The 25413-nt window shown below is 66.3% G+C and carries 24 protein-coding genes, 1 tRNA gene and 1 riboswitch; of the genes, 10 read left to right on the top strand and 15 right to left on the bottom strand.

The genetic code is table 11. The features are described 5' to 3' along the window. Positions 1–147 precede the first annotated feature (147 nt). Positions 148–358: riboswitch (cobalamin riboswitch) on the bottom strand. 39 nt (positions 359–397) lie between these two features. From E4487_RS13085 to moaB, 5 genes are all read right to left on the bottom strand, one after another. Next, positions 398–718 carry a hypothetical protein gene (locus tag E4487_RS13085; protein ID WP_037053569.1) on the bottom strand — a complete coding sequence of 107 codons (321 nt, stop codon included), beginning with the start codon at positions 716–718 and terminating at the stop codon, positions 398–400. A gap of 9 nt (positions 719–727) precedes the next feature. Next, entirely contained in the window at positions 728–1252 is a 525-nt protein-coding gene (locus E4487_RS13080) for a C40 family peptidase (protein WP_150609100.1), read from the bottom strand. Between the two features lie 82 nt (positions 1253–1334). Further along, on the bottom strand, positions 1335–1958 hold the full coding sequence (locus E4487_RS13075; RefSeq protein WP_175253558.1) for a C40 family peptidase: 624 nt from the start codon (positions 1956–1958) through the stop codon (positions 1335–1337). 149 nt (positions 1959–2107) lie between these two features. Then, complete coding sequence (glp, locus tag E4487_RS13070; RefSeq protein WP_175253557.1) at positions 2108–3322, bottom strand: gephyrin-like molybdotransferase Glp; 1215 nt, start codon at positions 3320–3322, stop codon at positions 2108–2110. After that, positions 3319–3858 carry a molybdenum cofactor biosynthesis protein B gene (moaB, locus tag E4487_RS13065; RefSeq protein WP_037053578.1) on the bottom strand — a complete coding sequence of 180 codons (540 nt, stop codon included), beginning with the start codon at positions 3856–3858 and terminating at the stop codon, positions 3319–3321. The genes glp and moaB overlap by 4 nt, the downstream gene beginning before the upstream one ends. A 66-nt stretch (positions 3859–3924) precedes the next feature. On the opposite strand from moaB, the gene mobA reads away from it, so the two are divergent. The 3 genes from mobA to E4487_RS13050 all read left to right on the top strand — a co-directional run bounded on the left by mobA (position 3925) and on the right by E4487_RS13050 (position 5021). Beyond that, a complete protein-coding gene (gene mobA, locus E4487_RS13060; RefSeq protein ID WP_175253556.1) occupies positions 3925–4509 on the top strand; it encodes a molybdenum cofactor guanylyltransferase MobA in 585 nt (194 codons plus the stop codon). A gap of 91 nt (positions 4510–4600) precedes the next feature. Further along, the gene (locus E4487_RS13055) at positions 4601–4822 is read left to right on the top strand and encodes a YgdI/YgdR family lipoprotein (protein ID WP_037053581.1); all 222 of its coding nucleotides are present in this window, start codon (positions 4601–4603) and stop codon (positions 4820–4822) included. Positions 4823–4944: 122 nt separating this feature from the next. Beyond that, a tRNA-Pro gene (locus E4487_RS13050) sits at positions 4945–5021 on the top strand. 94 nt (positions 5022–5115) lie between these two features. On the opposite strand, the gene E4487_RS13045 is transcribed toward E4487_RS13050, so the two are convergent. Together E4487_RS13045 and E4487_RS13040 are read right to left on the bottom strand one after the other, a co-directional pair. Then, positions 5116–5352, bottom strand: a complete 237-nt coding sequence (locus E4487_RS13045; protein WP_037053582.1) for a glutaredoxin family protein — start codon at positions 5350–5352, stop codon at positions 5116–5118. Positions 5353–5400: 48 nt separating this feature from the next. Next, the gene (locus E4487_RS13040; RefSeq protein ID WP_037053584.1) at positions 5401–6543 is read right to left on the bottom strand and encodes a DUF5610 domain-containing protein; all 1143 of its coding nucleotides are present in this window, start codon (positions 6541–6543) and stop codon (positions 5401–5403) included. A 321-nt stretch (positions 6544–6864) separates the two neighbouring features. On the opposite strand from E4487_RS13040, the gene E4487_RS13035 reads away from it, so the two are divergent. Together E4487_RS13035 and E4487_RS13030 are read left to right on the top strand one after the other, a co-directional pair. Further along, the gene (locus E4487_RS13035) at positions 6865–8112 is read left to right on the top strand and encodes an OprD family porin (RefSeq protein ID WP_037053585.1); all 1248 of its coding nucleotides are present in this window, start codon (positions 6865–6867) and stop codon (positions 8110–8112) included. Positions 8113–8241: 129 nt separating this feature from the next. Further along, entirely contained in the window at positions 8242–8514 is a 273-nt protein-coding gene (locus E4487_RS13030; RefSeq protein ID WP_175253555.1) for a Rho-binding antiterminator, read from the top strand. Positions 8515–8532: 18 nt separating this feature from the next. On the opposite strand, the gene E4487_RS13025 is transcribed toward E4487_RS13030, so the two are convergent. The 6 genes from E4487_RS13025 to E4487_RS13000 all read right to left on the bottom strand — a co-directional run bounded on the left by E4487_RS13025 (position 8533) and on the right by E4487_RS13000 (position 15848). After that, a complete protein-coding gene (locus E4487_RS13025; RefSeq protein WP_047592844.1) occupies positions 8533–9072 on the bottom strand; it encodes a DUF2058 domain-containing protein in 540 nt (179 codons plus the stop codon). Between the two features lie 126 nt (positions 9073–9198). Further along, a complete protein-coding gene (mazG, locus tag E4487_RS13020) occupies positions 9199–10029 on the bottom strand; it encodes a nucleoside triphosphate pyrophosphohydrolase (protein ID WP_175253554.1) in 831 nt (276 codons plus the stop codon). A 93-nt stretch (positions 10030–10122) separates the two neighbouring features. Next, positions 10123–12366 carry a GTP diphosphokinase gene (gene relA, locus E4487_RS13015; RefSeq protein WP_037053592.1) on the bottom strand — a complete coding sequence of 748 codons (2244 nt, stop codon included), beginning with the start codon at positions 12364–12366 and terminating at the stop codon, positions 10123–10125. Positions 12367–12499: 133 nt separating this feature from the next. Beyond that, the gene (gene rlmD / locus E4487_RS13010; protein ID WP_175253553.1) at positions 12500–13858 is read right to left on the bottom strand and encodes a 23S rRNA (uracil(1939)-C(5))-methyltransferase RlmD; all 1359 of its coding nucleotides are present in this window, start codon (positions 13856–13858) and stop codon (positions 12500–12502) included. Further along, positions 13858–14763, bottom strand: coding sequence for a cysteine synthase CysM (cysM, locus tag E4487_RS13005; RefSeq protein ID WP_037053597.1), 906 nt, complete (start codon positions 14761–14763; stop codon positions 13858–13860). Before cysM ends, rlmD begins: the two co-directional genes overlap by 1 nt. A gap of 122 nt (positions 14764–14885) precedes the next feature. Continuing rightward, on the bottom strand, positions 14886–15848 hold the full coding sequence (locus E4487_RS13000) for a siderophore ABC transporter substrate-binding protein (protein WP_175253552.1): 963 nt from the start codon (positions 15846–15848) through the stop codon (positions 14886–14888). A 467-nt stretch (positions 15849–16315) separates the two neighbouring features. On the opposite strand from E4487_RS13000, the gene E4487_RS12995 reads away from it, so the two are divergent. Then, positions 16316–18400, top strand: a complete 2085-nt coding sequence (locus E4487_RS12995) for a TonB-dependent receptor domain-containing protein (protein WP_175253551.1) — start codon at positions 16316–16318, stop codon at positions 18398–18400. Positions 18401–18529: 129 nt separating this feature from the next. Here the strand turns inward: E4487_RS12995 and E4487_RS12990 are convergent, their stop codons facing one another. Further along, on the bottom strand, positions 18530–19930 hold the full coding sequence (locus E4487_RS12990) for a sensor histidine kinase (RefSeq protein WP_175253550.1): 1401 nt from the start codon (positions 19928–19930) through the stop codon (positions 18530–18532). Then, positions 19927–20637, bottom strand: a complete 711-nt coding sequence (locus tag E4487_RS12985) for a response regulator transcription factor (protein ID WP_175253549.1) — start codon at positions 20635–20637, stop codon at positions 19927–19929. Before E4487_RS12985 ends, E4487_RS12990 begins: the two co-directional genes overlap by 4 nt. A 115-nt stretch (positions 20638–20752) precedes the next feature. Here E4487_RS12985 and E4487_RS12980 point away from each other — a divergent pair, with 115 nt between their 5' ends. Genes E4487_RS12980 through E4487_RS12965 form a run of 4 tightly spaced genes read left to right on the top strand, consistent with a single transcriptional unit; the run spans position 20753 to position 25368 of the window. Then, the gene (locus tag E4487_RS12980) at positions 20753–23503 is read left to right on the top strand and encodes a response regulator (protein ID WP_175253548.1); all 2751 of its coding nucleotides are present in this window, start codon (positions 20753–20755) and stop codon (positions 23501–23503) included. A gap of 9 nt (positions 23504–23512) precedes the next feature. Then, positions 23513–24508, top strand: a complete 996-nt coding sequence (locus tag E4487_RS12975) for a 2-hydroxyacid dehydrogenase (protein ID WP_175253547.1) — start codon at positions 23513–23515, stop codon at positions 24506–24508. Between the two features lie 27 nt (positions 24509–24535). After that, positions 24536–24967 (top strand): hypothetical protein, encoded by a 432-nt coding sequence (locus E4487_RS12970; RefSeq protein WP_175253546.1) that lies wholly within the window; start codon positions 24536–24538, stop codon positions 24965–24967. 2 nt (positions 24968–24969) lie between these two features. Continuing rightward, the gene (locus tag E4487_RS12965) at positions 24970–25368 is read left to right on the top strand and encodes an META domain-containing protein (protein WP_037053611.1); all 399 of its coding nucleotides are present in this window, start codon (positions 24970–24972) and stop codon (positions 25366–25368) included. Positions 25369–25413 lie beyond the last annotated feature (45 nt).

The raw sequence follows: 25413 nt of genomic DNA, 5'->3' as shown, positions 1-25413 counted from the left end.
TCGTGCGCGGCGCGAACGGCAACCAGAAGAAGAGACGACGATGCGCACGTCCCATCCAGGCGCCAATGGCTGGTCGGGCATGCGGAAGACAGAAAACACGAACGCCCCGGTGCAACCGGAGCGCTGGCCGGACAACGCCCTCCGCGATGCCGTGAAACTGCGACAGGCCGGTCTCCGGGCTCGTGAGCGAACCAAAGGTTCAACGCCGCGCCTTCCCGTGCACTGCACAGTGGCCTATGGCGGCGTACGACTCACCTACCGTTGCGGGGGCAGCGCCGGCATTGGAACCGGCTTCCCTGTTTCACCCTCTCGACCGCCGCTGGCGGCGATTCAGGGCACCTGAAGCAAGGCGCGCAGAGTAGAGGCTGGCCACCCTGCGCGTCAACGCCGAAGCTGCTCAGTGCCTGGGCGTGAAGCCTGCCGGCTTGCGCGCCAACCACTCGACGAAGGTGCGCAAGCGCTCGTCGCCCAGCAACGCTTCCCGAGTGTTATAGGTCAGTGCCAGCTCCTTTTCGCTGAACAGGCGGTGAATCTGGTTATGGCAGGCGCGACAGACCCACAGCGTGGCGCTGATGCGCTCATGCCGGGGATAGCGCTTCTGTACGTAGGCCTTGTCATGCAGCGCCCGGGGAATCAGATGATGGCGCGTCAAGGCCACAGGGCGAGCGCAAAGCTCGCACGCTTCAGGCTGCGGCGGCAGACGAATGGGATCGGCCATTGGCAGGGGTCAGGGGTTGTGCGCCAGCTCCGGCGTGATGACCCGCTTGGCATCGAGATAGACACGCTGCCAGTAGACGTTGTCGAGGCTGTCCAGGCGCACGGTGCCGCCGCTGGACGGCGCATGCACGAAGCGACCCTCGCCGACATAGATGCCGGCGTGACTGACGCTGCGCCCGCCGCTGGTGGCGAAGAACACCAGGTCGCCACTTTGCAGGGCATCACGACGGACATCCGGGGTGCGCATGGCACTGAGCTCACGCGTCGAGCGAGGCAGGCTGATACCGGCGGCGTCGCGGTAGACATAGCCGATCAGGCCACTGCAATCGAAGCCGCCCTCGGGTGTGTTGCCGCCATAACGGTAAGGAGTACCGACCAGGCCGAGCGCACGAAACAGGACATCCTCGGTTCCGCCCTGATAGGCCGAGGAAGCGCTTGGCGGTATGTAGACGGGCTGGGGAGCGGGAGCGTGGCTGCTGCAGGCACTCAGCAGCAGCGCGAGGGAAACGAGGGCAACACGGGTCGTGACGGGCATGAGCGAGGCGATCCTGAGCCTGGACAGGCTCTACTCTGCCGCCTCGGGCGTGGTGGCGCAACCCTGCGGTTACGCCGCCCCCTCAGGGATGGGCCTTGGCCGAGGCCTGTTCGTCTTCTGTCGAAGCCAGCGCCAGCACGCGCTTGGCCTCCATGTAGCTGCGCTTCCAGTAGCTGTCGTCCAGGCTGTCGATGCGCACGCCACCGCTGCGGCTGCTGCTGGAATGGATGAACTGGTCATCGCCCAGGTAGATGCCGGCATGGCTGACGCGACCACGCCCCCGGTTGTTGAACAGGATCAGGTCACCCGGTTCCAGGTCGGCACGCGCCACCTTGGGCGCATCCAGCTTGATCAGCTCGCGGGTGGAGCGCGGCAGCTCCAGACCCACTTCTTCGCGGAACAGGTAGCCGACGAAGCCGCTGCAATCGAAACCGGACTGCACCGAGGTGCCGCCGTAGCGATAGCGGGTGCCGATCAGCGAACGCCCGAGATCGAGCAGGCTGTCGGCCAACTGCGGCATTTCATAGGGTTTGTCGTCGACCAGTGCGGCGACGTCATCCTCTGCCGGCTCGCTCTGCTGAGCCTGTACAGGGGCGGCGGGCCGGGCCGAGGTTTCGCCGCTCTGCGGCTGCGGCGCATGGCCCGCGCAGGCGGCGAGAAACAGGGTGAGTGCAACAGGCACGAGGGGTGCGAAGCGCTTCAGCATGGGCACGACCGTGTCGAGGGAATTCATATAAGTGCGCGACTATGCCCTCTATATGACCCATTTGCAAATTCTATCGTTGCAATTGTGACTCCGTAGTCTCGCCACACCATCTAACGCGCCCAGCCAGGCAATGGCCGGGCGCGTGTCGCTCAGCCCAGAATCTCGCTCAGCGGGATGAAACGCAGCATGTCCCCTTCGGCGAGGGTGCTGCCCTCCATGACTTCCGCCAGGCCCTCGGCCCAGGCCGCACTGCGCAGCACGCCGGAACTCTGATTGGCGTAAGGCACCACCCGGCCGTGCTCCAACCGCGCCCGCAGGTACTCGCGGCGCATGCCCGGTTTGCTCCAGGTGAAGCCCGCCGGCAGCGGGAAGCCCAGCGGCTCGACCCGCTGAACGCCAAGGCGGCGCAGCATGTAGGGGCGCGCGAGCAGGCCGAAGGTGACCAGCGTCGAGGCCGGATTGCCCGGCAGACCAATTACCGGCACGCCCTGGTAATGACCGAAGGTCAGCGGCTTGCCCGGTTTGATCGCCAGCTTCCACAGCGCCAGCTCGCCCGCCTCGCGCAGGGCCAGGCCGAGGAAGTCAGCCTCCCCGACGGAAACGCCACCGGTGGACAGGATCAGGTCGACCTCGCCCAGGGCAGCCAGCGCCGCGCGGGTACGCGGCAGGTCGTCCGGCAGAATCCCGGCGTCTGTCACCGCACAGCCCAGGCGCTGCAACCAGGCGATCAACAGGCGTCGGTTGCTGTTGTAGATCTGCCCCGGCCCCAGCGCCTGGCCTGGCTCCACCAGCTCATCGCCGGTGGAGAGCACCGCCACGCGCAGACGCCGGCGCACCGGCAGTTGCGCCACGCCAAGCGATGCCGCCAGCCCCAGTTCGACCGGGCCCAGGCGGGTACCTGCCGGCAGCACGCACTCGCCCCTGCGCGTCTCCTGGCCTTGCGCACGCACGTTCTGGCCGACCCTAAGCGTCTCGCGGAACACGGCCCGCCCGGCATCGTCCAGGTCGACGTTCTCCTGCATTTCCACCGTGTCGGCGCCATGCGGCAGCGGCGCACCGGTGAAGATCCGCGCACAGCTGCCCGGCTGCAGCGGCGCGGGCGCCGACCCGGCCTGAATGCGTTGACTCACGGGCAGCGCCTGGCCATTCCAGTCGGCCAGACACAGGGCATAACCGTCCATGGCGCTGTTGGCCCAGGGCGGCAGATCCAGCGCCGCGATCAGCGGCTCGGCCAGCACGCGGCCATCCGCCTCGGCCAGCGCGACCGACTCGATCTGTTCCACCGGCGCCGCGTCGGCCAGCGCCAGAAGGCGCTCCAGTGCCGCCTCCATGGGCAGCAGGCCGGGCTTGTCGCCAGCACTCATCCGCGCGTCTCGCAGGCGCCGACCTCTTTCAGGTGCGGCACGAAGTTGCACGGACGATGACGCGCATCCAGCTGCTCGGCGAGGATGCCGTCCCATGCGGTACGACAGGCGTTGGTCGAACCCGGCAGGCAGCAGACCAGTGTACCGTTGGCCAGGCCGGCCAGCGCGCGCGACTGGATGGTGGAGGTGCCGATATCGGCCACGGAAATCTGCCGGAACAGTTCGCCAAAACCATCGACCTGCTTGTCCAGCAGACAGGCGACGGCCTCGGGAGTACTGTCACGCCCAGTGAAACCGGTGCCGCCGGTGATCACCACGACCTGCACCTGATCCTCGGCGATCCAGGTCGCGACCTGGGCGCGGATGCGGTACAGATCGTCCTTGAGCAGGACGCGCGCCGCCAGCTGGTGTCCGGCAGCGCTCAGGCGATCGACCAGCAATTGCCCGGAGGTATCGGTATCCAGCGTGCGCGTGTCGCTGACAGTCAGTACGGCAATGTTCAGCGGCACGAAAACCGCGTCGGCCTTGTGGTTCATGGCAGGCATCCAATTGGTAGACAATGGGCGACGTTATATCACACCGCCCGCCCCGGAGACCGCCGCATGCCTACGCCCAATGCCCTTGCCAACTGTTCGGTGCTGTTGCTCTCCGGTGGTCGCGGGCAACGCATGGGCGGGCAGGACAAAGGCCTGCTGCACTGGCACGGCCGCCCGCTGATCGCCTGGCTGCATGAACTGACCAGGCCGCTCAGCGACGACCTGATCATTTCCTGCAACCGCAACAACGAGCGCTATGCCCCCTATGCCGACCAGCTGGTGGCCGATCAGGAGCAGGATTTCCAGGGTCCCCTGGCGGGCATCCGCGCCGGCATGGCCGCCGCTCGCCATCCACAGATGCTGGTACTGCCCTGCGACGCCCCCCTCGTCGACGCAGCGCTGCTCGACGCCCTGCTCGCGCAGGCGGGCAGCCGGCCAGTGGTCGTCCGCCAGGGCGCGTACTGGCAACCGCTGTTCTGCCTGCTCCCCACTCACCTGCGGGACGACCTCGAGCGCGCCTGGCAGTCGGGTGAGCGCAGTCCCCAGCGCTGGTTCGGCAGGCTCGACCCCATTGCCGTCGACTGCCCGCTGGACGACCCACGCCTGGCCAACCTCAACACGCCGGAAATTCTTGCCGCCACCGCACGCTGACGCTGAAACCGACGCCCTCAGCGGAACTCATGCGGCCGTTTCACGTCAGAGCGAAGGTATGGCACCCCATTCGTACCCAAGGAGACAGACCATGACCAAACGGACCCTTCCCGCCCTGCTGCTGGTGATCGGTTTCGCGGCCCTCGCCGGTTGCGCTTCGCCGTCGGTGATCACCCTCAACGATGGCCGTGAGATCCAGACCGTGGACAAGCCGACATATGACGAAGAGTCGGGCTTCTACGAGTTCGAACAACTCGATGGCAAGCGCGCCACGATCAACAAGGATCAGGTTCAGACGGTCAAGGAACTCTGAGGCGAGGCGCTACCGACGCGCACCTGGCGCCAAGCCTGAACGGATGATGGCCATGCCGGCCGGAAGTTTTTTCAGGCTAACCCCTTGTGCAGTAAAAGTTTTTCGGTAGAATACGCCTCATTCGGAGTGTAGCGCAGCTTGGTAGCGCGTCTCGTTCGGGACGAGAAGGTCGCAGGTTCGAATCCTGTCTCTCCGACCAAATCAAAAACCCGCCTGTCAAGGCGGGTTTTTTTATGCCTGGCATTCCTGCCCGCCGCAGATCGGCACGGTGCCAGCTCGCTGCCAGCGGGCCTTCAGCGCAGAAAGGCCACCACTTCCTCGGCATCGAACGGCCAGTTCAGCTCAGCGCCGGTATCGCAGCGGCGCAGCACCGGAATGCGCAGGCCGTACGAATCGACCAGCCCTTCATGCTCGGCGATATCGATCAGCTCGACCAGCAGGCCGTTCTCGACGAACGGCATGAGCAGCGCCTCGGCCACCTCACACAGATGGCAACCCAGGGTTCCGAAAAGTTGGCATTCAGGCTTCATGAGCGCACCTCACTGTCAGCAAGGTGCGCAGTCTAGCACCGCGCGGCATCAGCTCGCGTCGTCGCCACTCTCGCCAGCCTCGCCGGCGAGCAGCGACTGCAGGCCGTCGAGCAGGTTGCGGTTGAGACTGTCGGCCTTCTCCAGGCGCGGCAGATCGAAGCGCTCGTCGAGCGAGAAACCACCCTTGAGCAGATCCTTGAGCATGCCACCGGCATCCTGAGCCAGGTCGCCAGCGCTGCGCAGTGCATCGAGCAGGCCCTGGGCGTAGTCCTGCAAGCCGCTGTTGACCGCACTGGCGCCCTGCCCGCCCACGGCGCCGTAGGCATCGGTGGCCTGACGCACGCTGGTCTGGGTCAGGCGCAACGACATCGATGCCAGCTGCTCGCCGTCCATGTCCAGCGCCATGGCGCGGTCGAAAGCCCCAGACAGATCACCGGCATAGAACTTGTCGGAGAGGTCCTGCACCTGGCTGAACAGCTTTTCCAGGGCCTTGATCTCGTCATCGTCCAGCTCACCTTCCACACTGACCTGCCAGCCGCCGATCTGCAGGCTGCCGGACTGACTGCTGGCCACCAGGCTGCTGGAACTGCCGTCGCTCGCCGCGGCGAAGCTGCTTTGCGACCAGCTGGCCGAAGCCTGTGCCACGGAGACACGCAGGCGATCGCCATCGCGCGTGGTGATGGCCAGGTCGAAGGTTTCCGCCTGCGCGCTGAAACGCTCGCTGTATCCAGCGACCGCAACGCTATCCGCGGTGCCCGGGGTTGCCGCGCCAAAGCGCTTGTCGAGATCGCCCAGGCCATCCTGGATACGCGAGTAGGTGTCATCGATGTCACTGGCCACCTGGCCACCCAGCACGCCCATGCCGTCGAGAATCTTGCGCGCATCGGCGAAACCCTTCTCGATACCTTCGCGCGCCTGCGCCAGCAGTTGCTCCAGCCGGGCCGGATCAGCCCCGGCCGCGGCCTCGCTCTGCAGGCGCTGCTCGACGAAGCCAAGCACGCGCCCCGCTACCTTCTCCGGCGTGTAGTCGTCACGCTTGCCATTGAGCGCCCCGGGCTGCAGCCCCAGCTTGTCGGCAAGACGGTTGGCCAGCGTCGCCTGTGCATCGGCGGCGTTGTTGCGCGCAGCGGCCGACTGGCTGGCATGCGCGGTGCGTGAAGCGGCGGAGTTGAAGGAGCTCAGAGGATTCATGGCCGGGTACCCAGGCAGGTGATCTGCCGAACTTAACGGCCGCGCAGCAGCAAGCTTTAGGGCTGATCGACCAACGGTTGGCGGTTTTTTCTCGCTGCCCGTGCACTCAGCGGCGCTTTCCCGATCGGCGGTCGAAGCGCGAAAGGCGCCCGTCACCACGCGCTAGAGCCTCGCAGCCCTGAAAGCCCCGGCAGGCCCCAGGCCCCGCCAGACTAAAGTCTTACAGTCGCCGAATAACCGAAGTGCTTTATTTCATGGCGCCGTAACGGGTCGGTCACAGAGTGGCCGCCCGCTAATAACAACAACGAGGAGACAACAATAATGAGCAAGACTCCCCTCGCCCGCGCCGTGGCCCTCGCCACGCTGGGCGCCAGCCTCACACTCCCCGGCCTGGCACAGGCCGACTTCATCGGTGACAGCAAGGCCACACTCGAACTGCGCAACTTCTACATGAACCGCGACCTGCGCGACACCACCGCCGCTCAGCAGTCCAAGCGCGAAGAATGGGCGCAAGGCTTCATTCTCAAGGCCGAGTCAGGCTTTACCGAAGGCACCGTGGGTTTCGGTCTGGACGCTTATGCCGGCCTGGGTCTGAAGCTCGACTCCTCGGATGAACGTGCCGGCACCAACCTGCTGCCCAACGGTTTCGGCGATGAAGGCCCGGACGAATATTCCGAGGCGACCGGCGCGGTCAAGGTGCGCATCTCCAAGACCATCGGCAAGGTCGGCGGCCTGATGCCCAAGCTGCCGATCGTCTCCTCCGGCGATTCGCGCCTGCTGCCGCAGGTGTTCACCGGTGGCATGATCACCTCACAGGAACTCGCCGGACTGACCCTCAACGGCGGCCAGCTGCGTGAAGTGAACTTCCGCAACTCCACCGACAGCCAGGACATCACCGCGAGCAACGTCGGCGGCAAGAGCGACCGCTACAACTTCGCCGGCGGTGACTACAAGTTCAACGGCGGCAATACCACCGTCGGCCTGTGGTACGGCGAGCTGGAAGACATCTACGACCAGAAGCTCTACAACCTGATCCACGTGCAGCCCATCGGCGACTGGAAGCTGGGCGCCAACCTGGCCTACTTCGATTCTCAGGACAACGGCCGCAAGCTTGGCGGCGACGTGGACAACGACCTGACCTCGGTCAACCTCTGGGCCGGCATCGGTGCGCACACCTTCCGCCTGGGCTACCAGAAGGTCGGCGGCGACAACGCCTTCCCCTTCCTCTCCGAGACCGATCCTTACATCGTCAACTACCTGCAGATCCTCGACTTCACCCGCAAGGACGAGAAATCCTGGCAGGCCCGCTATGACATCAACTTCGCCAGCTATGGCGTCCCGGGGCTGAGCGCGTTCGTTCGCTACGTGACCGGCGACGGCTTCGATGGCGTGGGTGGCGCGAGCGGCAAGGAATGGGAACGCGACGTGGACATCAGCTACATCATCCAGGAAGGTCCGCTGAAGAACCTGGGCGTGCGCTGGCGTAACGCGATGGTGCGCTCCAACGCGAGCATCGGCGACCTCGACGAGAACCGCCTGATCGTCAGCTACACCATTCCCCTGCTGTAACCGCCCGGCACCGACGGAGCGCCGCGACCTGCTGCAGGTCGCGGCGTTTTTCATGGCGAAGAAGACGGCAGAGCGTGCCGCCCGAGCGGTTCCCGACTAGGCTCAGCGCAGAGCACGAGGAGTGACGCGATGGACGACTACCAACCGCTGGCCTGCGACCTCTACGACTACCTGGAAATCGCCTGCCTGCATGGCTATCAGCTGGACGTGGAGCTGGTCGACGGCACGCGCCTGCAAGGCCGTGCGCTGACCACGGAAACCGCGGCGAGCAAGGAAGAGTTCCTGCTCCTGCGCACGGCCGACGGCGAACAGCGCCTGTGCATGGATCGCCTGCTGGCGATCACACCGCAGGACGCAGGTGCCAGCTTCGGCCGCGTGCTGCTGGGCGGCAAGCGCTGCTGAGCGCTACGCGCCGAAGCGTCACCACATCAGGTCGTCAGGAATCTGGTAGGCCGCGTAGGGATCGTCGGCATCCGGCTCTTCGACATGGGTATTGAGCAGGACGATGCGCGAGGCATCGCGCTCCTGGATCTTCAGCGCCGCCTCGCGCGGGATGACTTCATAACCACCGCCGTGACGCACGATGGCCAGCCAGCCGTTGGACAGCTTGTTGCGCACCATGTTGTTGACCGGCAGGCGCTTGACCTTCTTGTCGTCGACGAAGTTGTAGTAGTCCTCGCCATCGAGCTTGGGCAGGCGCGAGCGCTCGATCAGTTGCTTGATCTGCGCCACGCGGGCCTTCTGCTCGGCCTTCTCCTGCTGCTGACGATTCAGCTCCTGGTCGCGCGCCGCCTTCTCCGCCTGCGCCTGCAGGGCCGCCTGGCGGGTGCTGTCATCCAGTTCGGCCTGCCCCTTGTGCGCCAGACGTTTCTGCTTCTGCTGCTGCTTGCCAACCTGCTTGGCCTGTTTTTCATTGACCAGCCCGGCTTTGAGCAGCTGGTCGCGCAGGGAAAGACCCATGACTAAAGATCCCGAACATGATGTTGTTGCAGCGGCGCGCGGCACCGCCATTTCGAAGCGCCCAGCATAATGGCTAACCGGCCCTGGCTCCAGCCGCACGGGCCGGATGCATGCCGGGATACCCGATCAGCAACCGGGCGCCAGCTTCTCCAGCTTCTTCGCTTCGCCCCAGAGCGCGTCCAGCTCCTCCAGCGAGCAGCCATCCAGACGCCGTCCGGCTTCGCGCACGCTCTGCTCGATGAAGCGGAAGCGCCGCTCGAACTTGCCGTTGGCGGCGCGCAGCGCAGCCTCGGGATCGACCTTGAGGTGACGCGCCAGGTTGGTGACGACGAACAGCAGATCGCCGACTTCCTCGGCCACCGCCTCGGCATCGTTCTCGCTCATGGCCTCCAGCACTTCGTCCAGTTCCTCGCGCACCTTGTCCACCACCGGCAGGGCCTCGGGCCAGTCGAAGCCGACCTGCGCCGCACGCTTCTGCAGCTTGGCCGCGCGGCTCAGTGCCGGCAACGCGGTCGGCACGTCATCGAGCAGGGACAGCTGCTCGGGCACGGCGGCCTTCTCGGCGCGCTCCTCGGCCTTGAGCTCCTCCCAGCGCTGCTTGACCGCCGCCTCCTGCAGCCTGGCTGCATCCGGCGCCCCATACAGGTCGCCGTCGGGAAACACGTGCGGATGCCGGCGGATCAGCTTGGCGGTGATGCCATCGACCACCCTGGCGAAGTCGAAACGCCCCTCCTCCTGCGCCAGCTGGCTGTAGTAGACCACCTGGAACAACAGGTCGCCGAGTTCCCCCGGCAGATGCGCGAAGTCGCCGCGCTCGATGGCATCGGCGACCTCGTAGGCCTCTTCCAGGGTGTAGGGCACGATGCTCGCGTAGCTCTGCTTGAGGTCCCAGGGGCAGCCGTGCTGTGGGTCACGCAGGCGCGCCATGAGGTGCAGCAGGTCGTCGAGTTGGTACATGGAAACTCCTGGGCGGCAAGCTGAAAGCTTCAAGCCACAAGAGAAAGCGGCGGACCACCTTTCACTTGCAGCTTGTTGCTCGAGGCCTGCCGCTCAATTGGCGCGGTGACGGCGCGCCTCGATGATGTTGGGCAACTGGCCGATACGCGCCAGCAGGCGGCCGAGCGCATCCAGCCCGGGGATCTCCACGGTGATCGACATGGAGGCGGTGTTGTCCTCCTTGTTCGAGCGGGTGTTGACCGCCAGCACGTTGAGCTTCTCGTTGAGCAGTACCTGGGTCACGTCACGCAGCAGACCGGAGCGGTCGTAGGCCTTGATGACGATCTCCACCGGGTAGGTCTGCACCGGCACCGGGCCCCAGCTCACCTGGATCATCCGTTCCGGCTCGCGCCCGGCCTGTTGCAGCGCCGTCGGGCAGTCCTGGCGGTGAATGGTGACGCCGCGCCCCAGGGTGATGTAGCCGACGATGGGATCGCCCGGCAGTGGCTGGCAGCAACCGGCCATCTGCGTCAGCAGGTTGCCGACCCCCTGGATCTGGATGTCGCCACGCTTGCCCGGCTTGAAGCCCTGGGCCTTGCGCGGGATCAGCTCGAGCTGCTCGCTGCTGCGCTCCGGCTCGACCAGCTGCTGGGCCAGGTTGACCGCATGGGCCAGGCGCACATCGCCTGCGCCCATGGCCGCGAACAGGTCCTCGGCGGTCTTCAGGTTGGCCTTTTCCGCCAGCTTGTCGAAGTCCACGCCGAGCAGCGCCAGGCGTGCCAGCTCGCGCTCGAGCAGTTGCTTGCCGGCGGCGACGTTCTGGTCGCGGTCCTGCAGCTTGAACCAGTGCACGATCTTCGCCCGCGCCCGGCTGGTGGTGACGTAGCCCAGGTTGGGGTTGAGCCAGTCGCGGCTCGGCGAGCCCTGCTTGCTGGTGATGATCTCCACCTGCTCGCCGGTCTGCAGGCTGTAGGTCAGCGGCACGATGCGCCCGTTGATCTTGGCGCCACGGCAGTTGTGGCCGATCTCGGTGTGCACGCGGTAGGCGAAGTCCAGTGGCGTGGCGCCCTTGGGCAGGTCGATGGCATGGCCGTCGGGCGTGAACACGTAGACCCGGTCCGGCTCGATGTCGACGCGCAGCTGCTCGGCCAGGCCGCCGATGTCGCCCAGTTCCTCGTGCCACTCGATGACCTGACGCAGCCAGGAAATCTTCTCTTCGTAGTGGTTGGAGCCGGACTTGACGTCGGTGCCCTTGTAGCGCCAGTGCGCGCAGACGCCCAGCTCGGCTTCCTCGTGCATGGCGTGGGTGCGGATCTGCACCTCCAGCACCTTGCCTTCCGGGCCGAGCACGGCGGTGTGCAGCGAGCGGTAGCCGTTCTCCTTGGGGTTGGCGATGTAGTCGTCGAACTCCTTGGGAATGTGCCGCCACAGGGTGTGCACGATACCCAGCGTGGTGTAGCAGTCACGCACCTCAGGCACCAGCACGCGCACCGCGCGCACGTCGTAGATCTGGCTGAACTGCAGGCCCTTGCGCTGCATCTTGCGCCAGATCGAATAGATATGTTTCGCCCGGCCGCTGATGTCGGCCTTGATGCCGGTGGCTTCCAGCTCCTGGCGCAGGTGATCCATGGCGTCGTTGATGTACTGCTCGCGATCCAGACGACGCTCGTGCAGCAGCTTGGCGATCTGCTTGTACTGCTCGGGCTCCAGGTAACGGAAGGACAGGTCCTCCAGCTCCCACTTGATATGGCCGATACCGAGGCGGTGGGCCAGCGGCGCATAGATGTCGAACACCTCGCGCGCCACCCGCTGGCGCTTCTCCTCGTCGGCTTCCTTGACCGCGCGAATCGCACAGGTGCGCTCGGCCAGCTTGATCAGTGCCACGCGCACGTCGTCGACCATGGCCACGAGCATCTTGCGCAGGTTCTCCACCTGCGTCTGCGAGCCGACCACCACCGATTCGCGCGGGTTGATACTGGCGCTGATCGCCGCCATGCGCAGCACGCCTTCGATCAGCTTGGCCACCACCGGGCCGAAGCGCTGGTGCACCGCGGCCAGGGTGATCTTGCCCTCGCGTACGCCGCGATAGATGATCGCGGCGACCAGGGAATCCTGATCGAGCTTGAGATCGGCGAGGATTTCCGCGATGTCGAGGCCGGCACGGAAGGTCGAGCCGCCTTCGCTCCAGTGATGCGGGGTGGTGTTGGCCTGCTGCTCCAGATCGCGGGCGAACTCGCAGGCCTCGTGCAGTGCCTGACGATCCAGCGCCGGGTCGACGCTGGTGACATGATCCAACCAGGCCTCGAGATTGATGCTGCCGTCATCGTTGACTGGCTGATGCGCTCTCACCTGAACCATCGTCTTACCTTCCCTACGGTGCGCATACGCCGCACCGAGCAGTCGCCGGCCTTCTCTGAGCCGGTCGGATTAACTGAAAGAACGTGCATCCTGCACATCCCTGCGACACCGAACGTGCCGCCTTGTCCCGAACCTAAGGCTCGGCTATCTCGAATAACGCCATCGCCTCGACATGCGCGGTCTGCGCGAACATGTCGAGAATCCCGGCACGTCGCAGGCGGTATCCCTGCCGGACCAGTTCGGCGGCATCGCGCGCCAGGGTGGTCGGGTTGCAGGATACATAGACCAGGCGCCGGGCGCCCAGCTCGCGCATGCCGCGCACGACCTGCAGCGCACCGTCGCGCGGCGGGTCGAGCAGCACCGCGGAGAAACCGCCGCGCGCCCAGGCCTCGTCGGCCAGCGGCTTGGACAGGTCGGCACGGAAAAAGTGCGCATTGCCCAGGCCATTGTTCGCGGCGTTGGCGGCGGCTCGCGCCACCATCGCCTCGACCCCTTCCACGGCCACCACCTCGGCAGCCTGACGCGCCAGCGGCAGGGCGAAATTGCCCAGCCCGCAGAACAGATCCAGCACGCGCTCATCCGCCTGCACTGCCAACCAGTCTAGCGCCTGCGCGACCATCGCCTCGTTGACCGGACCGTTGACCTGCACGAAATCCCCGGGGCGATAGGCCAGTCGCAGCTGCCAGCGCGGCAGTTCGAAGCCCAGTTCGGCGGCCGCGTCGTCCGCCTGTGGCTGCCCGTCACCCTGCAACCAGAGCTGCGCGGCATGCTCGTGACAGAAGCGGCGCAGACGGGCCAGATCGGCATCGGTCAGCGCTGCGGTATGCCGCAGCAGGACGGCTTCGGCGGTGCCACTGAACAGCTCGACGTGACCGACTGCCTGGGGTCTCTCCAGGCTGTGCAGCAGCCCCGGCAATGCCTGGAAAATGGGTTGCAAGGGCTGTACCAGTACCGGACAGTCGTCGATGGCGACGATCTCCTGGCTGGCCTCGGCACGGAACCCGACCTGCAGCTGACGCGCCTTGGCATCCCAGCGCACGGCAACGCGTGCCCGACGCCGGTAGCCCAGCTCGGGACCGACCAGCGGCGGCGCCCACTCCTCCGGCTGCACGCCACCCAGGCGCGACAGCTGCTCGGCCAGCGTGCGCTGTTTCAGGGCAAGCTGCTCGGCATGAGGCAGGTGCTGCAGGTTGCAGCCGCCGCAGCGCTCGGCATGCGCACAGGGCGCGACGCGTCGTTCGCTGCTGGCGGCGATGATGCGTTCGGCACGTGCCTCGACGGTCTGGCTGCGCGCGCTCAGCACCCGCGCCTCGACCTCTTCGCCAGCCAGGGCACCGCTGACGAACCAGGTGCGCCCGGCCTCGAAGGCGATGCCGCGACCGTCACCCGCCAGCCGCTCGATGGTGAGTTTCTGCTTCTTGCCGACCGGTACCTGCGTCGCCCGACTGCCGCCGCTGGGCTGGAAGCGCAGGTTGGAGCTGCGTCTGGCCATCAGTTCGTCGGTTCTTCGTAAACGCCAGTGGACAGGTAGCGGTCGCCGCGGTCGCAGATGATCGCCACCAGCACGGCGTTCTCCACCTGCTGCGACAGGCGCAGCATGCCGGCCACCGAACCGCCGGAGGAAACGCCGCAGAAGATGCCTTCTTCACGCGCCAGACGCCGCATCACGTGCTCGGCCTCGGCCTGGCCCATGTCCATCACCTGATCGACACGCTCGGCCTGGTAGATCTTCGGCAGGTATTCCTGCGGCCAGCGACGGATGCCGGGAATGGCCGAGCCTTCCTGCGGTTGCAGGCCGACGATCTGGATCGCCGGGTTCTGCTCCTTGAGGTAGCGCGAGGTCCCCATGATGGTGCCGGTGGTGCCCATCGAGCTGATGAAGTGGGTGATGGTTCCGCCGGTCTGGCGCCAGATTTCCGGGCCGGTGCCGCTGTAGTGCGCCTCGGGGTTGTCACCATTGGCGAACTGGTCGAGCACCTTGCCACGGCCTTCGGCCTGCAGTTTCTCCGCCAGGTCACGCGCGCCCTCCATGCCCTCCTCCTTGCTGACCAGAATCAGCTCGGCGCCGTAGGCGGTCATCGCCCACTTGCGCTCGGCAGTGGAGTTGTCGGGCATGATCAGGATCATCTTGTAACCCTTGATCGCCGCCGCCATCGCCAGGGCGATGCCGGTGTTGCCGCTGGTGGCTTCGATCAGGGTGTCGCCTGGCTGGATGTCGCCACGCAGCTCGGCACGGTTGATCATCGACAGCGCCGGACGATCCTTGACCGACCCGGCCGGGTTGTTGCCTTCCAGCTTGACCAGCAGGGTGTTGCTGGTCTCACCAGCCAGGCGTTGCAGGCGCACCAGAGGCGTATTGCCGATGCAGTCGGCGATGGTGGGGAATTGCAGGCTCATGGGGTGTGCGAATCCAGACTGACGCAAAGGGGCGTCATGATACGCCGAACCCGTGGCTTCATCACGCCATGATCCATGTCAGGGCGTGATGAAGCCGATGCCCGCAGCGGCAGGCGCCGGCTTCACGGCACCGCCGCGAAATCCTCCAGGGTCTTCATCAGTCCCTGATAACCACCCGTGGCGATGTACCAGGTGGCCGGATCGAGATAGAACACCCGGCCCTCGGTCCAGGCCGTGCTGGCGGCGACAGCCGGGTGCGCGGCGAGCGTCTGCGCCGCCTTGCCCTCGCCACCGGTCGCGGCACCGCGATCCAGGATCACCAGCCAGTCCGGCTCGGCCTGCAGGGCGGCAGCCAGGCGCGCCTTGTGCCGTTCGCGCAGCTGCATGGCCTCTGGCGAACCGGGCGCCGGGCGGCCCTGCGGCAGGGATGCCGGGTCGACCGGCGGGGCAACGGACGTCGTGCCCAGCACCTCGGCGAGCATGCCGAAACGCTCGCCTGGCGCATGCACCATCAGCGCATCGTTGACGGTGAACAGCGTCAGCGTAGCGAGCCCCTGACTCTTCTCGTGCGTCGCCGCCAGTGCCTGTTGCAGCTCGGCATCCAGCCGGGCGGCCCGCGCCTGGCGGTCGAAGATGTCGCCCAGCAGCCGCAGGTTCTGCCGCACCCCGGCGAGGAAGGCATCCGGCGCGATGCTCAGGTCGAGGGTCGGCGCCAGCTGCGCGAGTTTCGCGTAAGCGCCACTGGAACGGCCGGCAATGATGATCAGGTCCGGGCGGAGGGCTTCCAGCGCGGCATAGTCCGGCTCGAACAGGGTGCCGACATTGACCACCTCACGCCCCGCGTAGGTGTCTTTCAGGTACTCGGGGCCGGCCATCTTCGGCACCCCGGCCGCCGACACGCCGAGTGCATCCAGCGTGTCCAGGGTGGCCAGGTCGAACACGGCAACCCGTTTGGGAACCTCGTTCAGCGTCAGGCCACCCTGCGCATGATTGACCGTCAGTGGGTAGGCGCCATGGGCAGACGTCAGGGCCAGCAGGGCGAACGCGGCGACCAGGTGGGTCACGGCGGAGCGAAGCGACGACATCTCACTCTCCTCGTTGCAATGGACAGGTAGCAGGCGCGTACGCCGCATGCGGGCGTCGCCTCGGCTGCATGCGCCCCGCCCAGGCGCCGTCGAGGGTACAGCAGCGATTGCGCAATTGATATTGAGCCGCATTCAGATTTACACCTCGCCGGAACCAGGCCCACGACCCCTCTGCCGTGTGGGGCTGCCGGGGTGCGCAGAATTTACAAAGTGCAAATGTATAGTTTGTAAATAACATTTACTCGCAGATGAGTATTTATATCATTTGCAGCCTGTCCGCAGCTTACCGGCAGATTGCCAGTGGCAAGACCTGCCCGGACATGGGCGCCCCAAGCAGCACTCGCCCGTATCGCGTCACGCCTCCGAACAGCTGCCTGGACGATCTGCCCTGCGCCGCCGGAGACGCGCCGTCGCTCTGCAAGCACGCCGACACCCGGGCCTTCCTGATTTCCGTAGGAGCTATTCGCATGTCACGCACACGCCCCCCGTTCACTGCTCGTCGCAACCCACAGTTCCAGAAAACCCTGCTGGCCGTCGCACTGACCTCGGTCACCTGCACGACCGCCGCCGCGCAGGCATCCGATCAGGTGAAGCTCAATGACGTGGTGGTGACCGCCTCGGGCTTCGAGCAGAGCATCAAGGATGCGCCGGCCAGCATCAGCGTGATCTCGGCCGAAGAACTGAAGAAGCGCTCCTATACCGATGTCACCGATGCGCTGAAGAATGTCGCCGGCGTGCAGATCGCCGGGGGCGGCGTCGAGCGCTCGATCATGATCCGCGGCATGACGGCCGGCTATACCCTGTTCCTGATCGATGGCCGTCCGGTGCAGGGCAACGACGCCTTCGGCCTGAACGGCACCCAGGCGGGCACGCCGATCAACTTCCTGCCGCCGATCGAGGCCATCGAGCGTATCGAGGTCATCCGCGGCCCGGCATCCTCGCTCTATGGCTCCGACGCCATGGGCGGCGTGGTCAACATCATCACCAAGCGGATCCACAACGAGTTCGGTGGCAGCATCACCGCCGAATACTCGATGGCCGACAGCAAGAACGACGTCAACGAGGATGGCTACCAGACCAGCGCCTACCTGAATGCGCCGCTGATCCGCGACGTGCTGTCCCTGCAGCTCAATGGCTCGTTCCTGCACCAGGATGAGAGCCACCTCATCGGGGAGGATGACAGCGGCGCCACCGACCCGCGCTACAGACGCAGCAACGCTGGCGGCAAGCTGGGCTGGAACATCGATGAACAGAACCTCGTCACCTTCAACTACAACGAGGGCCGCCAGCGGCGCTGGGCCAACCCCGGCAAGAGCCTGCCCCAGGCCGACGACGCCACCTTCACCGACTCCATCCAGCGCACGTACGCGATCACCCACGAAGGCCGCTACGGCAACCTGCTGAGCGACAGCTACATCAATTACGACCACTCCGAGAACCTCAGCCGCCTGAACGCCACGACCGGTGAAGGCATCGAGTACAGCGTGCTGACAGCCAATACCCAGGCGACCTACTTCGCCGGCTCGCACGCCCTCACCGCGGGCCTGACGCACAAGTACGAGAAGCTCGAGGACGGCGCCAGCAGCGGGCTGCGCGAGCCGGTGGTGGCGGACGCCAACGCGGTGGTGGAGATGGATCGCTACCAGAACTCGCTGTTCCTGGAGGACAACTGGAGCCTGACCGATGCCCTGACCCTGACCCTGAGCGGCCGTTTCGATGACAACCAGGCCTATGGCAGCGAGTTCAGCCCGAAGGTCTACGCGGTCTATCGCCTGAATGACAACTTCACCCTCAAGGGCGGCGTGACCACCGGCTACAAGGCGCCGGCCCTGCGCCAGAGCGCCACCGACTACGGCGCCACCTCGAGGGGCGGGGTGATCATCGGCAACCCCGACCTGATCCCGGAAACCAGCGTCAACCGCGAACTGGGGATCGGCTACGAGAACTTCGACCTGGGCCTCAGCAGCACCCTGACCGTCTACCAGATCGACTACGAGGACAAGATCAACCGCACCGGCCGCATCTGCGCCCAGAACGTCGCCTGTACCTACAACGGCACCACCTACCCCGCCCACCAGTACGGGTATACCGCCTACGAGAACGTCGACGAGGCCGAACTGAGAGGCGTCGAGTTCACCCTCGACTACCAGATTCTCGACAACCTCACCTACCGCCACAGCTACACCTACACCAGCACCGAGCAGAAGTCCGGGCAGTACAAGGGAGAGCCGCTCAACGACGTGGCCAAGCACATGTTCAATGCCTCGCTGGACTGGCAGGCGAGCGAGAAACTGAACCTGTGGACCCAGATCAACTACCGTGGCGAGACCTCCGGTCGCTGGCAGACCGGCACCAGCGGCTCCAGCAGCAACGGCGTGACCTACCCCGCCTACACCTTCGCCGACGTCGGCCTGGTGTACAAACCCAGCCGCGACCTGAGCCTCAAGTTCGGTATCTACAACGTCACCAACAAAGAGGTCACCACCGAAGAGGACTTCGCCTACAACCTCGATGGCCGGCGCTACGTGTTCGGCCTGACGCAGAACTTCTGAGGCGACGGGACCCGCCCTGCACGCAGGGCGGACGTCCATGCACAGACGCATCGTCAAGCCGTCACCGGGTTCGCGTGGCGGTCGCCGTATTCAGGTCGACAACCGGCTGGCGCAGCCCAGTCAGGTGAGTCAACCGAGCGCCGAATCCGCCTGGGCCGCCACTGGCGCCTGCTGCTGAGGTGCGGACTCGCCAGGGTCCGCCGGCAGGCGCAGATGGATGCGCAACCCCGCTTCCGGGCTCTTTGCCCACAACTGGCCGCCCTGCAGTTGCACCATGCTGCGCGCGATGGCCAGACCGAGGCCGTAGCCATCGCCACCTGGGCGCGCCGCGTTGAGGCGGGTGAAGGGACGAAAGATCGCTTCCAGCGCCTGTTGCGGCACGCCTGGCCCCTGGTCCTCGACGCACAGCCACCAATAATCCCCTTCGCGCCGGCCGCTCAGGCGTACCACCCCACCCTCGGGGGAGTGGCGAATCGCGTTGCGCAACACGTTCTCCAGCGCCTGCGCCAGGCCGTTGAGGTGCCCGCGCACGACGCAGTCGGCTGGCAGATCGCAGGGCAAGCGCTGGATGTCCCAGCCCGACTCGAAGCCGGCATTCTCGCGCAGCACTTCCCAGAGCCGGCCGATATCGATCGGCTCCAGCGGCAGGCTGGGCCGTTCGGTATCCAGCCAGACCAGCTCGAGGGTGTCGCCGATCAGCTTCTCCATGCCGTCGACCTCACGCTCCAGGCGCTGGCGCAGGGCGACGATATCCTGCTCGTGCTCGCCGGCGACACGCAGCCGGCTCAGCGGCGTGCGCAGCTCGTGCGACAGGTCACGCAGCAGCTGACGCTGAAAGGTCAGCGTATTCTGCAGGCGCCCGGCCATGTGATCGAAGGTCCGCGCCAGCTCTCCCAGCTCGTCCTGGCGCCCGCCCACCCCGGGACCCACCCGGGCCTCCAGGTCGCCGGCACTCAGTGCCACCGCCTGGCGGCGCAGGATCGCCAGCGGCGCGATCAGCACGCGGTACAACAGCAGGCCGAGCAATACCGCGAGCACGGCCGGCAGCACCCGCTGCAGCAGGACTTCCCAGATGTCGTTGTAGCGACGCGGGTTCAGACGCTGCGGCAGCTCCATGATCAGGCGCGCCTGGTCGTCGCTGAACGGGATGGAAAACGCCGGAGTGCCCCCGGGGCGTCCGACGGAGAAGTCGAGCGCACGCACGAAATCCAGGCGCTGCCGCGCCTCCCCGTCCAGCGGCTGCGAGGACAGCGAACGCAGCTCGGCGTCGACCACCACCGCCCAGACCTGCTCGCGTTCACGCAATGCCCGCAGAAAGCCATCGACGCCCTCGGCCCCGTCCTCACGCCAGGCACGCTCGGCGGCGTGCGCGTAAGCGCCGAGCACCGCCTTGGTCGAGTCAGACAGGTAGGAAGTGTTCTGCAGCAGGAGGCGACCGATATCGACATGCAGGCTCACCAGCAACAGGCAGAACAGCGCCAGTGCACCGCTCAGTTTCCACAGCAGCGAGTGCCGCCCCGGCAGGCTCATGGGCTGACCTGCACCATCACGTAGCCCTTGCCCCAGGCGGTGTCCACCCGCGCATCGGCATAGCCGATGGCCTGCAGCTTGCGGCGCACGTGGCTGACATGCATGTCCAGGCTGCGATCATGCTGGGCATAGGCGCGACGCAACGCCTGCTGATAGAGGAAGGGCTTGCTCAGGACTTCCTCGCGGTTGCGCCAGAGCAGTTCCAGCACCCGGTACTCGCTGGGCGTCAGCCCGGCCCACTGCCCGGCATGCGAGACATCACTGCGCCCCTCGTCGAAGCTCAGCCCCTCGTCGCTCCTGGGGGCCTGCTGCTCGTGCCGTTCGTAGGCCACGCGGCGCAGGATCGCTTCGATCCGCACGCTCAGCTCCCCCAGGCTGAACGGCTTGGGCAAATAGTCGTCCGCCCCCTGGCTGAAGCCGGCGATGCGGTTCTGCTCGTCACCCAGCGCCGACATCAGCAACACCGGCACCCGGCGACGCTGGCGCAAACGCTGCAGGGCCTCCAGGCCGTTGGTGCCCGGCAGCATGATGTCCATCAGCACCAGGTCGAAGTCCTCGCGCTCGGCCAGGCTCAGCCCCTCGCTGCCATCGTGGCTCAGGGTCACCTCATAGCCGCGGCGCATCAGGTCGGCCTGCAGGTGGCTGGCCAGCAGGGGGTCATCTTCGACGGCGAGAATGCGGGCGGACACGAGAGAATGAGCCATCATCGGGGACCACGGAATAAAATGAGAATAATTCTACCTCCTAAACGACAACCGCTCACCTGAAGATTCCGTCGCGCCGAATCGCTACACTGCGCGGATGTCATTACGGAGAGACATCGTGTTCAAGGATCTCGGCATCAAAGGGCGTGTACTGCTGCTCACCCTGCTTCCCACCAGCCTGCTGGCTCTGGTCCTGGGCGGCTATTTCACCTGGGTGCAGCTGTCCAACCTGCAGGCGCAACTGCTGCAGCGTGGCGAGATGCTGGTCGAACACCTGGCGCCGTTGGCCGCACCGGCCCTGCAACAACAGAACAAGGCCCTGCTCGAGCGCATCGCCCAGCAGGCGCTGGACCACCCCGACGTGCGCGTGGTCAGCTTCCTCGCAGCGGAGCGCACGCCCCTGGCGCATGCCGGCCCCAGCATGCTCAACCCCGCCCCCGACAGCCAGACCGAGATCAGCCTGCTCAGCGGTCAGGACGCCACGCGGTTCCTGCTTCCGGTCTACGATCAGCACCTGGTGCTCAGCGACGTGAGCGAAACGGAAAAGCCTCCGCAGCTGCTCGGCTGGGTGGAACTGGAGCTGTCGCACCAGGGCACGCTGCTCAGCGGCTACCGCAGCCTGTTCGCCAGCCTGCTGCTGATCGTCGGCGGCCTGGCCGTCACCGCCCTGCTCGCCCTGCGCATGAGCCGCACCATCAATGAACCGCTGCGTGCGATCAAGGCCGGTGTCGCCCAGCTCAAGGACGGCAACCTGGAAACCCGCCTGCCGCCACTGGGCAGCCACGAGATGGACGAGCTGGCCGCCGGCATCAACCGCATGGCCGAAGCCCTGCAGAATGCCCAGGAAGAGCTGCAGCACAGCATCGAACAGGCCACCGAAGACGTCCGGCAGAACCTGGAGACCATCGAGATCCAGAACATCGAACTGGACTTCGCCCGCAAGGAGGCGCTGGAAGCCAGCCGCATCAAGTCGGAATTCCTCGCCAACATGAGCCACGAGATCCGCACGCCGCTCAACGGCATCCTGGGCTTCACCAACCTGCTGCAGAAAAGCGAACTCAGTCCGCGCCAGCAGGACTACCTGACGACCATCGAGAAGTCCGCCGACAGCCTGCTCGGCATCATCAACGAGGTCCTCGACTTCTCCAAGATCGAGGCGGGCAAACTGGCGCTGGAGTCGATTCCCTTCAACCTCCGTGACCTGCTCCAGGACACCCTGACCATCCTCGCGCCCGCCGCCCACGAGAAGCAGCTGGAGCTGGTCAGCCTGATCTATCGCGATACCCCGCTGGCCCTGCGCGGCGACCCGCAGCGCCTCAAGCAGGTGCTCACCAACCTGGTCAGCAACGCGATCAAGTTCACCCGCGAAGGCACCATCGTCATGCGCGCGATGGTCGAGGACGAAAGCCCCGACAGCGCGCAACTGCGCATCAGCGTGATGGACACCGGCATCGGCCTGTCGGACGAGGAGCTGCGCGCGCTGTTCCAGGCCTTCAGCCAGGCCGACAACTCGCTGACCCGGCAGACCGGCGGTACCGGCCTCGGCCTGGTGATATCCAAGCGCCTGATCGAACAGATGGGCGGCGAGATCGGCGTCGACAGCACCCCGGGCGAAGGCTCGGAGTTCTGGATCAGCCTGGCGCTGCCCAAGGCACGCGACGATGCCGAGGACCTGCCCCGCACCGCGCTGCTCGGTCATCGCGTGGCCATTCTCGAAAGCCATGAACTGGCGCGTCAGGCCCTGGCCCACCAGCTGGAGGACTGCGGCCTGGAAGTGGAGAGCTTCGCCGATGCCGGCGCGCTGTTCGATGCCGTCAGCACCCAGCAGCATCAGACGCGACCACTGACCCTGGCCGTCCTGGGCATCACTGCCGGGCAGATGCCACCCGACACCCTCGGCCAGCGCATCCAGGAGCTCGACCGCCTTGGCTGCAAGGCCCTGGTGCTCTGCCCGACCACCGAGCTGGGGACCTTCCACAGCACGCTGCCGGATGCCTACACCCAGTTGCAGGCCAAGCCGCCCTGCACGCGCAAGCTGCACAAGGCGCTGGTCGAACTGGTCAACCCGCAGCGCCCGCTCAACGAACCGCTGCTGGTCAACGACACGCGCCGGCCGCACATCCTCTGCGTCGACGACAACCCGGCCAACCTGCTGCTGGTGCGCACCCTGCTCGATGACATGGGCGCTCAGGTCACGGCGGTGGACAGCGGCTACGCGGCGATCGATGCGGTCAAGCACGGTAATTTCGACCTGGTGTTCATGGACGTGCAGATGCCCGGCATGGACGGCCGCGAGGCCACGGAAGCCATCCGCTACTGGGAGAACGAACAGGGGCACAGCGCCACCCCGATCATCGCCCTGACCGCCCATGCCCTGGCCAACGAAAAACGCGCCCTGCTGCAGAGCGGCATGGACGACTACCTGACCAAGCCGATCAACGAACGCCAGTTGGCCCAGGTGGTGCTGAAATGGACCGGCCTGAACCTGCGCAACCAGCCGGCCAGCAAGGCCGCCCCGCCGGCGCCGGCGCAATCCCAGAGCAAGGTGCTCGACGCCGAAGAAGGGCTGCGCCTGGCCGCCGGCAAGGCCGACCTGGCCGCAGACATGCTGAGCATGCTGCTGGCCGGCCTGCCGGGTGATCGCCAGGCCATCCGCCAGGCCCGGGAGGCCGGCGAGCGCACGGCGCTGATCGAGCGCGTGCACCGCCTGCACGGCGCGACACGCTACTGCGGCGTACCGCAACTGCGTGCGGCCTGCCAGCGCAGCGAGACACTGCTGAAACAGGATGACCCGGAAGCGCAGCAGGCCCTGGACGAGCTGGATGCCGCCATCTCCCGCCTGACCGAAGCCGCGGCGCAGAGTGCCTGAGGAACCGCCATGCGTATCTGTCTGTTCAGCAGCAAGCCCTACGACCGGGAATCCTTCCTCGCGGCCGGCGCGCCATCCGACTGGCAGCTGCACTTTCACGAGGCGCGCCTGACCCTGGACAGCTCGGCGCTGGCCGCTGGCAGCGAGGTGGTCTGCGCCTTCATCAACGACGAGCTGTCCGCCCCGGTGCTGGAGCGCCTGGCCGCCCAGGGCACACGCCTGATCGCCCTGCGTTCGGCCGGCTACAACCATGTCGACCTGCAGGCAGCGCAACGCCTGGGGCTGCCGGTGGTGCGGGTGCCGGCCTATTCGCCGCACGCGGTGGCCGAACACGCCGTTGCCCTGGTGCTGGCCCTGAACCGGCGCATCCATCGCGCCTTCAACCGTACCCGCGAAGGTGATTTCTCCCTGCATGGGCTGACCGGTTTCGACCTCCACGGCAAGACCGTGGGCGTGGTCGGGGGCGGCAAGATCGGCCAGGCCTTCGCCCGCATCATGCACGGCTTCGGCTGCCAAGTACTGATCTACGACCCCTACCCGCTGGCCGGGCTCGAGGCCCTCGGCGCCCGTCAAGCCACGCTCGATGAAGTGATCGCCGGCAGCGACATCCTCAGCCTGCACTGCCCGCTGACCGAGGCCAGCCACCACCTGATCGACAGCGTCCGCCTGGCACAGATGAAACCCGGCGTGATGCTGATCAATACCGGCCGTGGTGCGCTGGTCGACGCACCCGCGCTGATCGCCGCGCTGAAGAGCGGCCAGCTCGGCTACCTGGGGCTGGATGTCTATGAAGAGGAATCCGAGCTGTTCTTCGAGGATCACTCCGACCGCCCGCTGCAGGACGACACCCTGGCCCGGCTGCTGACCTTCCCCAACGTCATCATCACCGCGCATCAGGCCTTTCTGACCCGCGAAGCGCTCGGCGCCATCGCCCGCACCACGCTGGACAACATCGCCGCCTGGGTCGCGGGCACGCCGGGCAATGAGGTCAAGGCCGGCGCGTGATAGCATGCCGGCTGATCCGGAGGACCCATGGCCGAACACGATTTCCGCTACACCCTGCTCAACCCGCAACACACCCTCACCGAATGCCGCGCGCTGGCGCCGGGCCGCTACCAGGTCACCGGCAACGGCGGCTCGATCCAGGCCAACGACGTCCTGCTGGTCACCCTCAAGGGCAGCCGTGACCTGCACATGCGCCTGCAGGTGGAGAAGGTCCGTCACCTGATCAATCCGCCCGGCCAATGGCTGGCCGTGTGCAAAGGCCCGCAGTTCAAGGAGCTGGCCATTCACAACTGGCAGGTCAACTGCGATGGCTGTGGCAAGCAGCTGGACTTCGAATTCGCCGTCGACGCGGCGCTTGGCAAGGCCGCCCAGGCCCCGGCTGCCGAGGCACGCATCGTCGAACTGGGCTGGCGCAACGACGCCGGTCGTCATCTGTGCCGCACCTGCCAGGAGGCCTGACCATGCACCGCGCCCTGCCCCTCGCCCTGCTGACAACGACGCTGGTCGGTTGCGCCAGCGATGCACCGCAACTGGAAACCGAGCACAGCTACCGCGTCGAATGGATCGGTGAACGCCCGCTGATCGACCGCAGCCACCTGACCATCACCTTCGCCGCCGACGGTCGTGCCCACGGCAACGCGGGCTGCAACCACTGGTTCGCCGGTTACACGCTGGATGGCGAACACCTGCGCTTCGAGGCCCCCGGCAGCACGCGCAAGCTGTGCGCCCCGGCCCTGATGGAGCAGGAGCAGCGCTTCCTCGCCGCATTGGGCCAGGTGCAGCGCTGGGACTTCAACGCCATCGGCCAGCTGCAACTGTGGCCGGCCAGCGGCAAGCCGATCCGCCTCTGGGCCGAGTGACGCCACTGTAGGCGGCGCTCAGCGACAATGCCGTTGTCGCTGAGC

Source organism: Pseudomonas sp. BMW13 (genome assembly GCF_013357275.1).
In the GTDB taxonomy this organism is placed as follows: Bacteria; Pseudomonadota; Gammaproteobacteria; order Pseudomonadales; family Pseudomonadaceae; genus Aquipseudomonas; species Aquipseudomonas khazarica.
The sequence above is the reverse complement of the archived record's forward strand: the minus strand, read 5'-3'. Positions and strand labels throughout refer to the sequence as shown.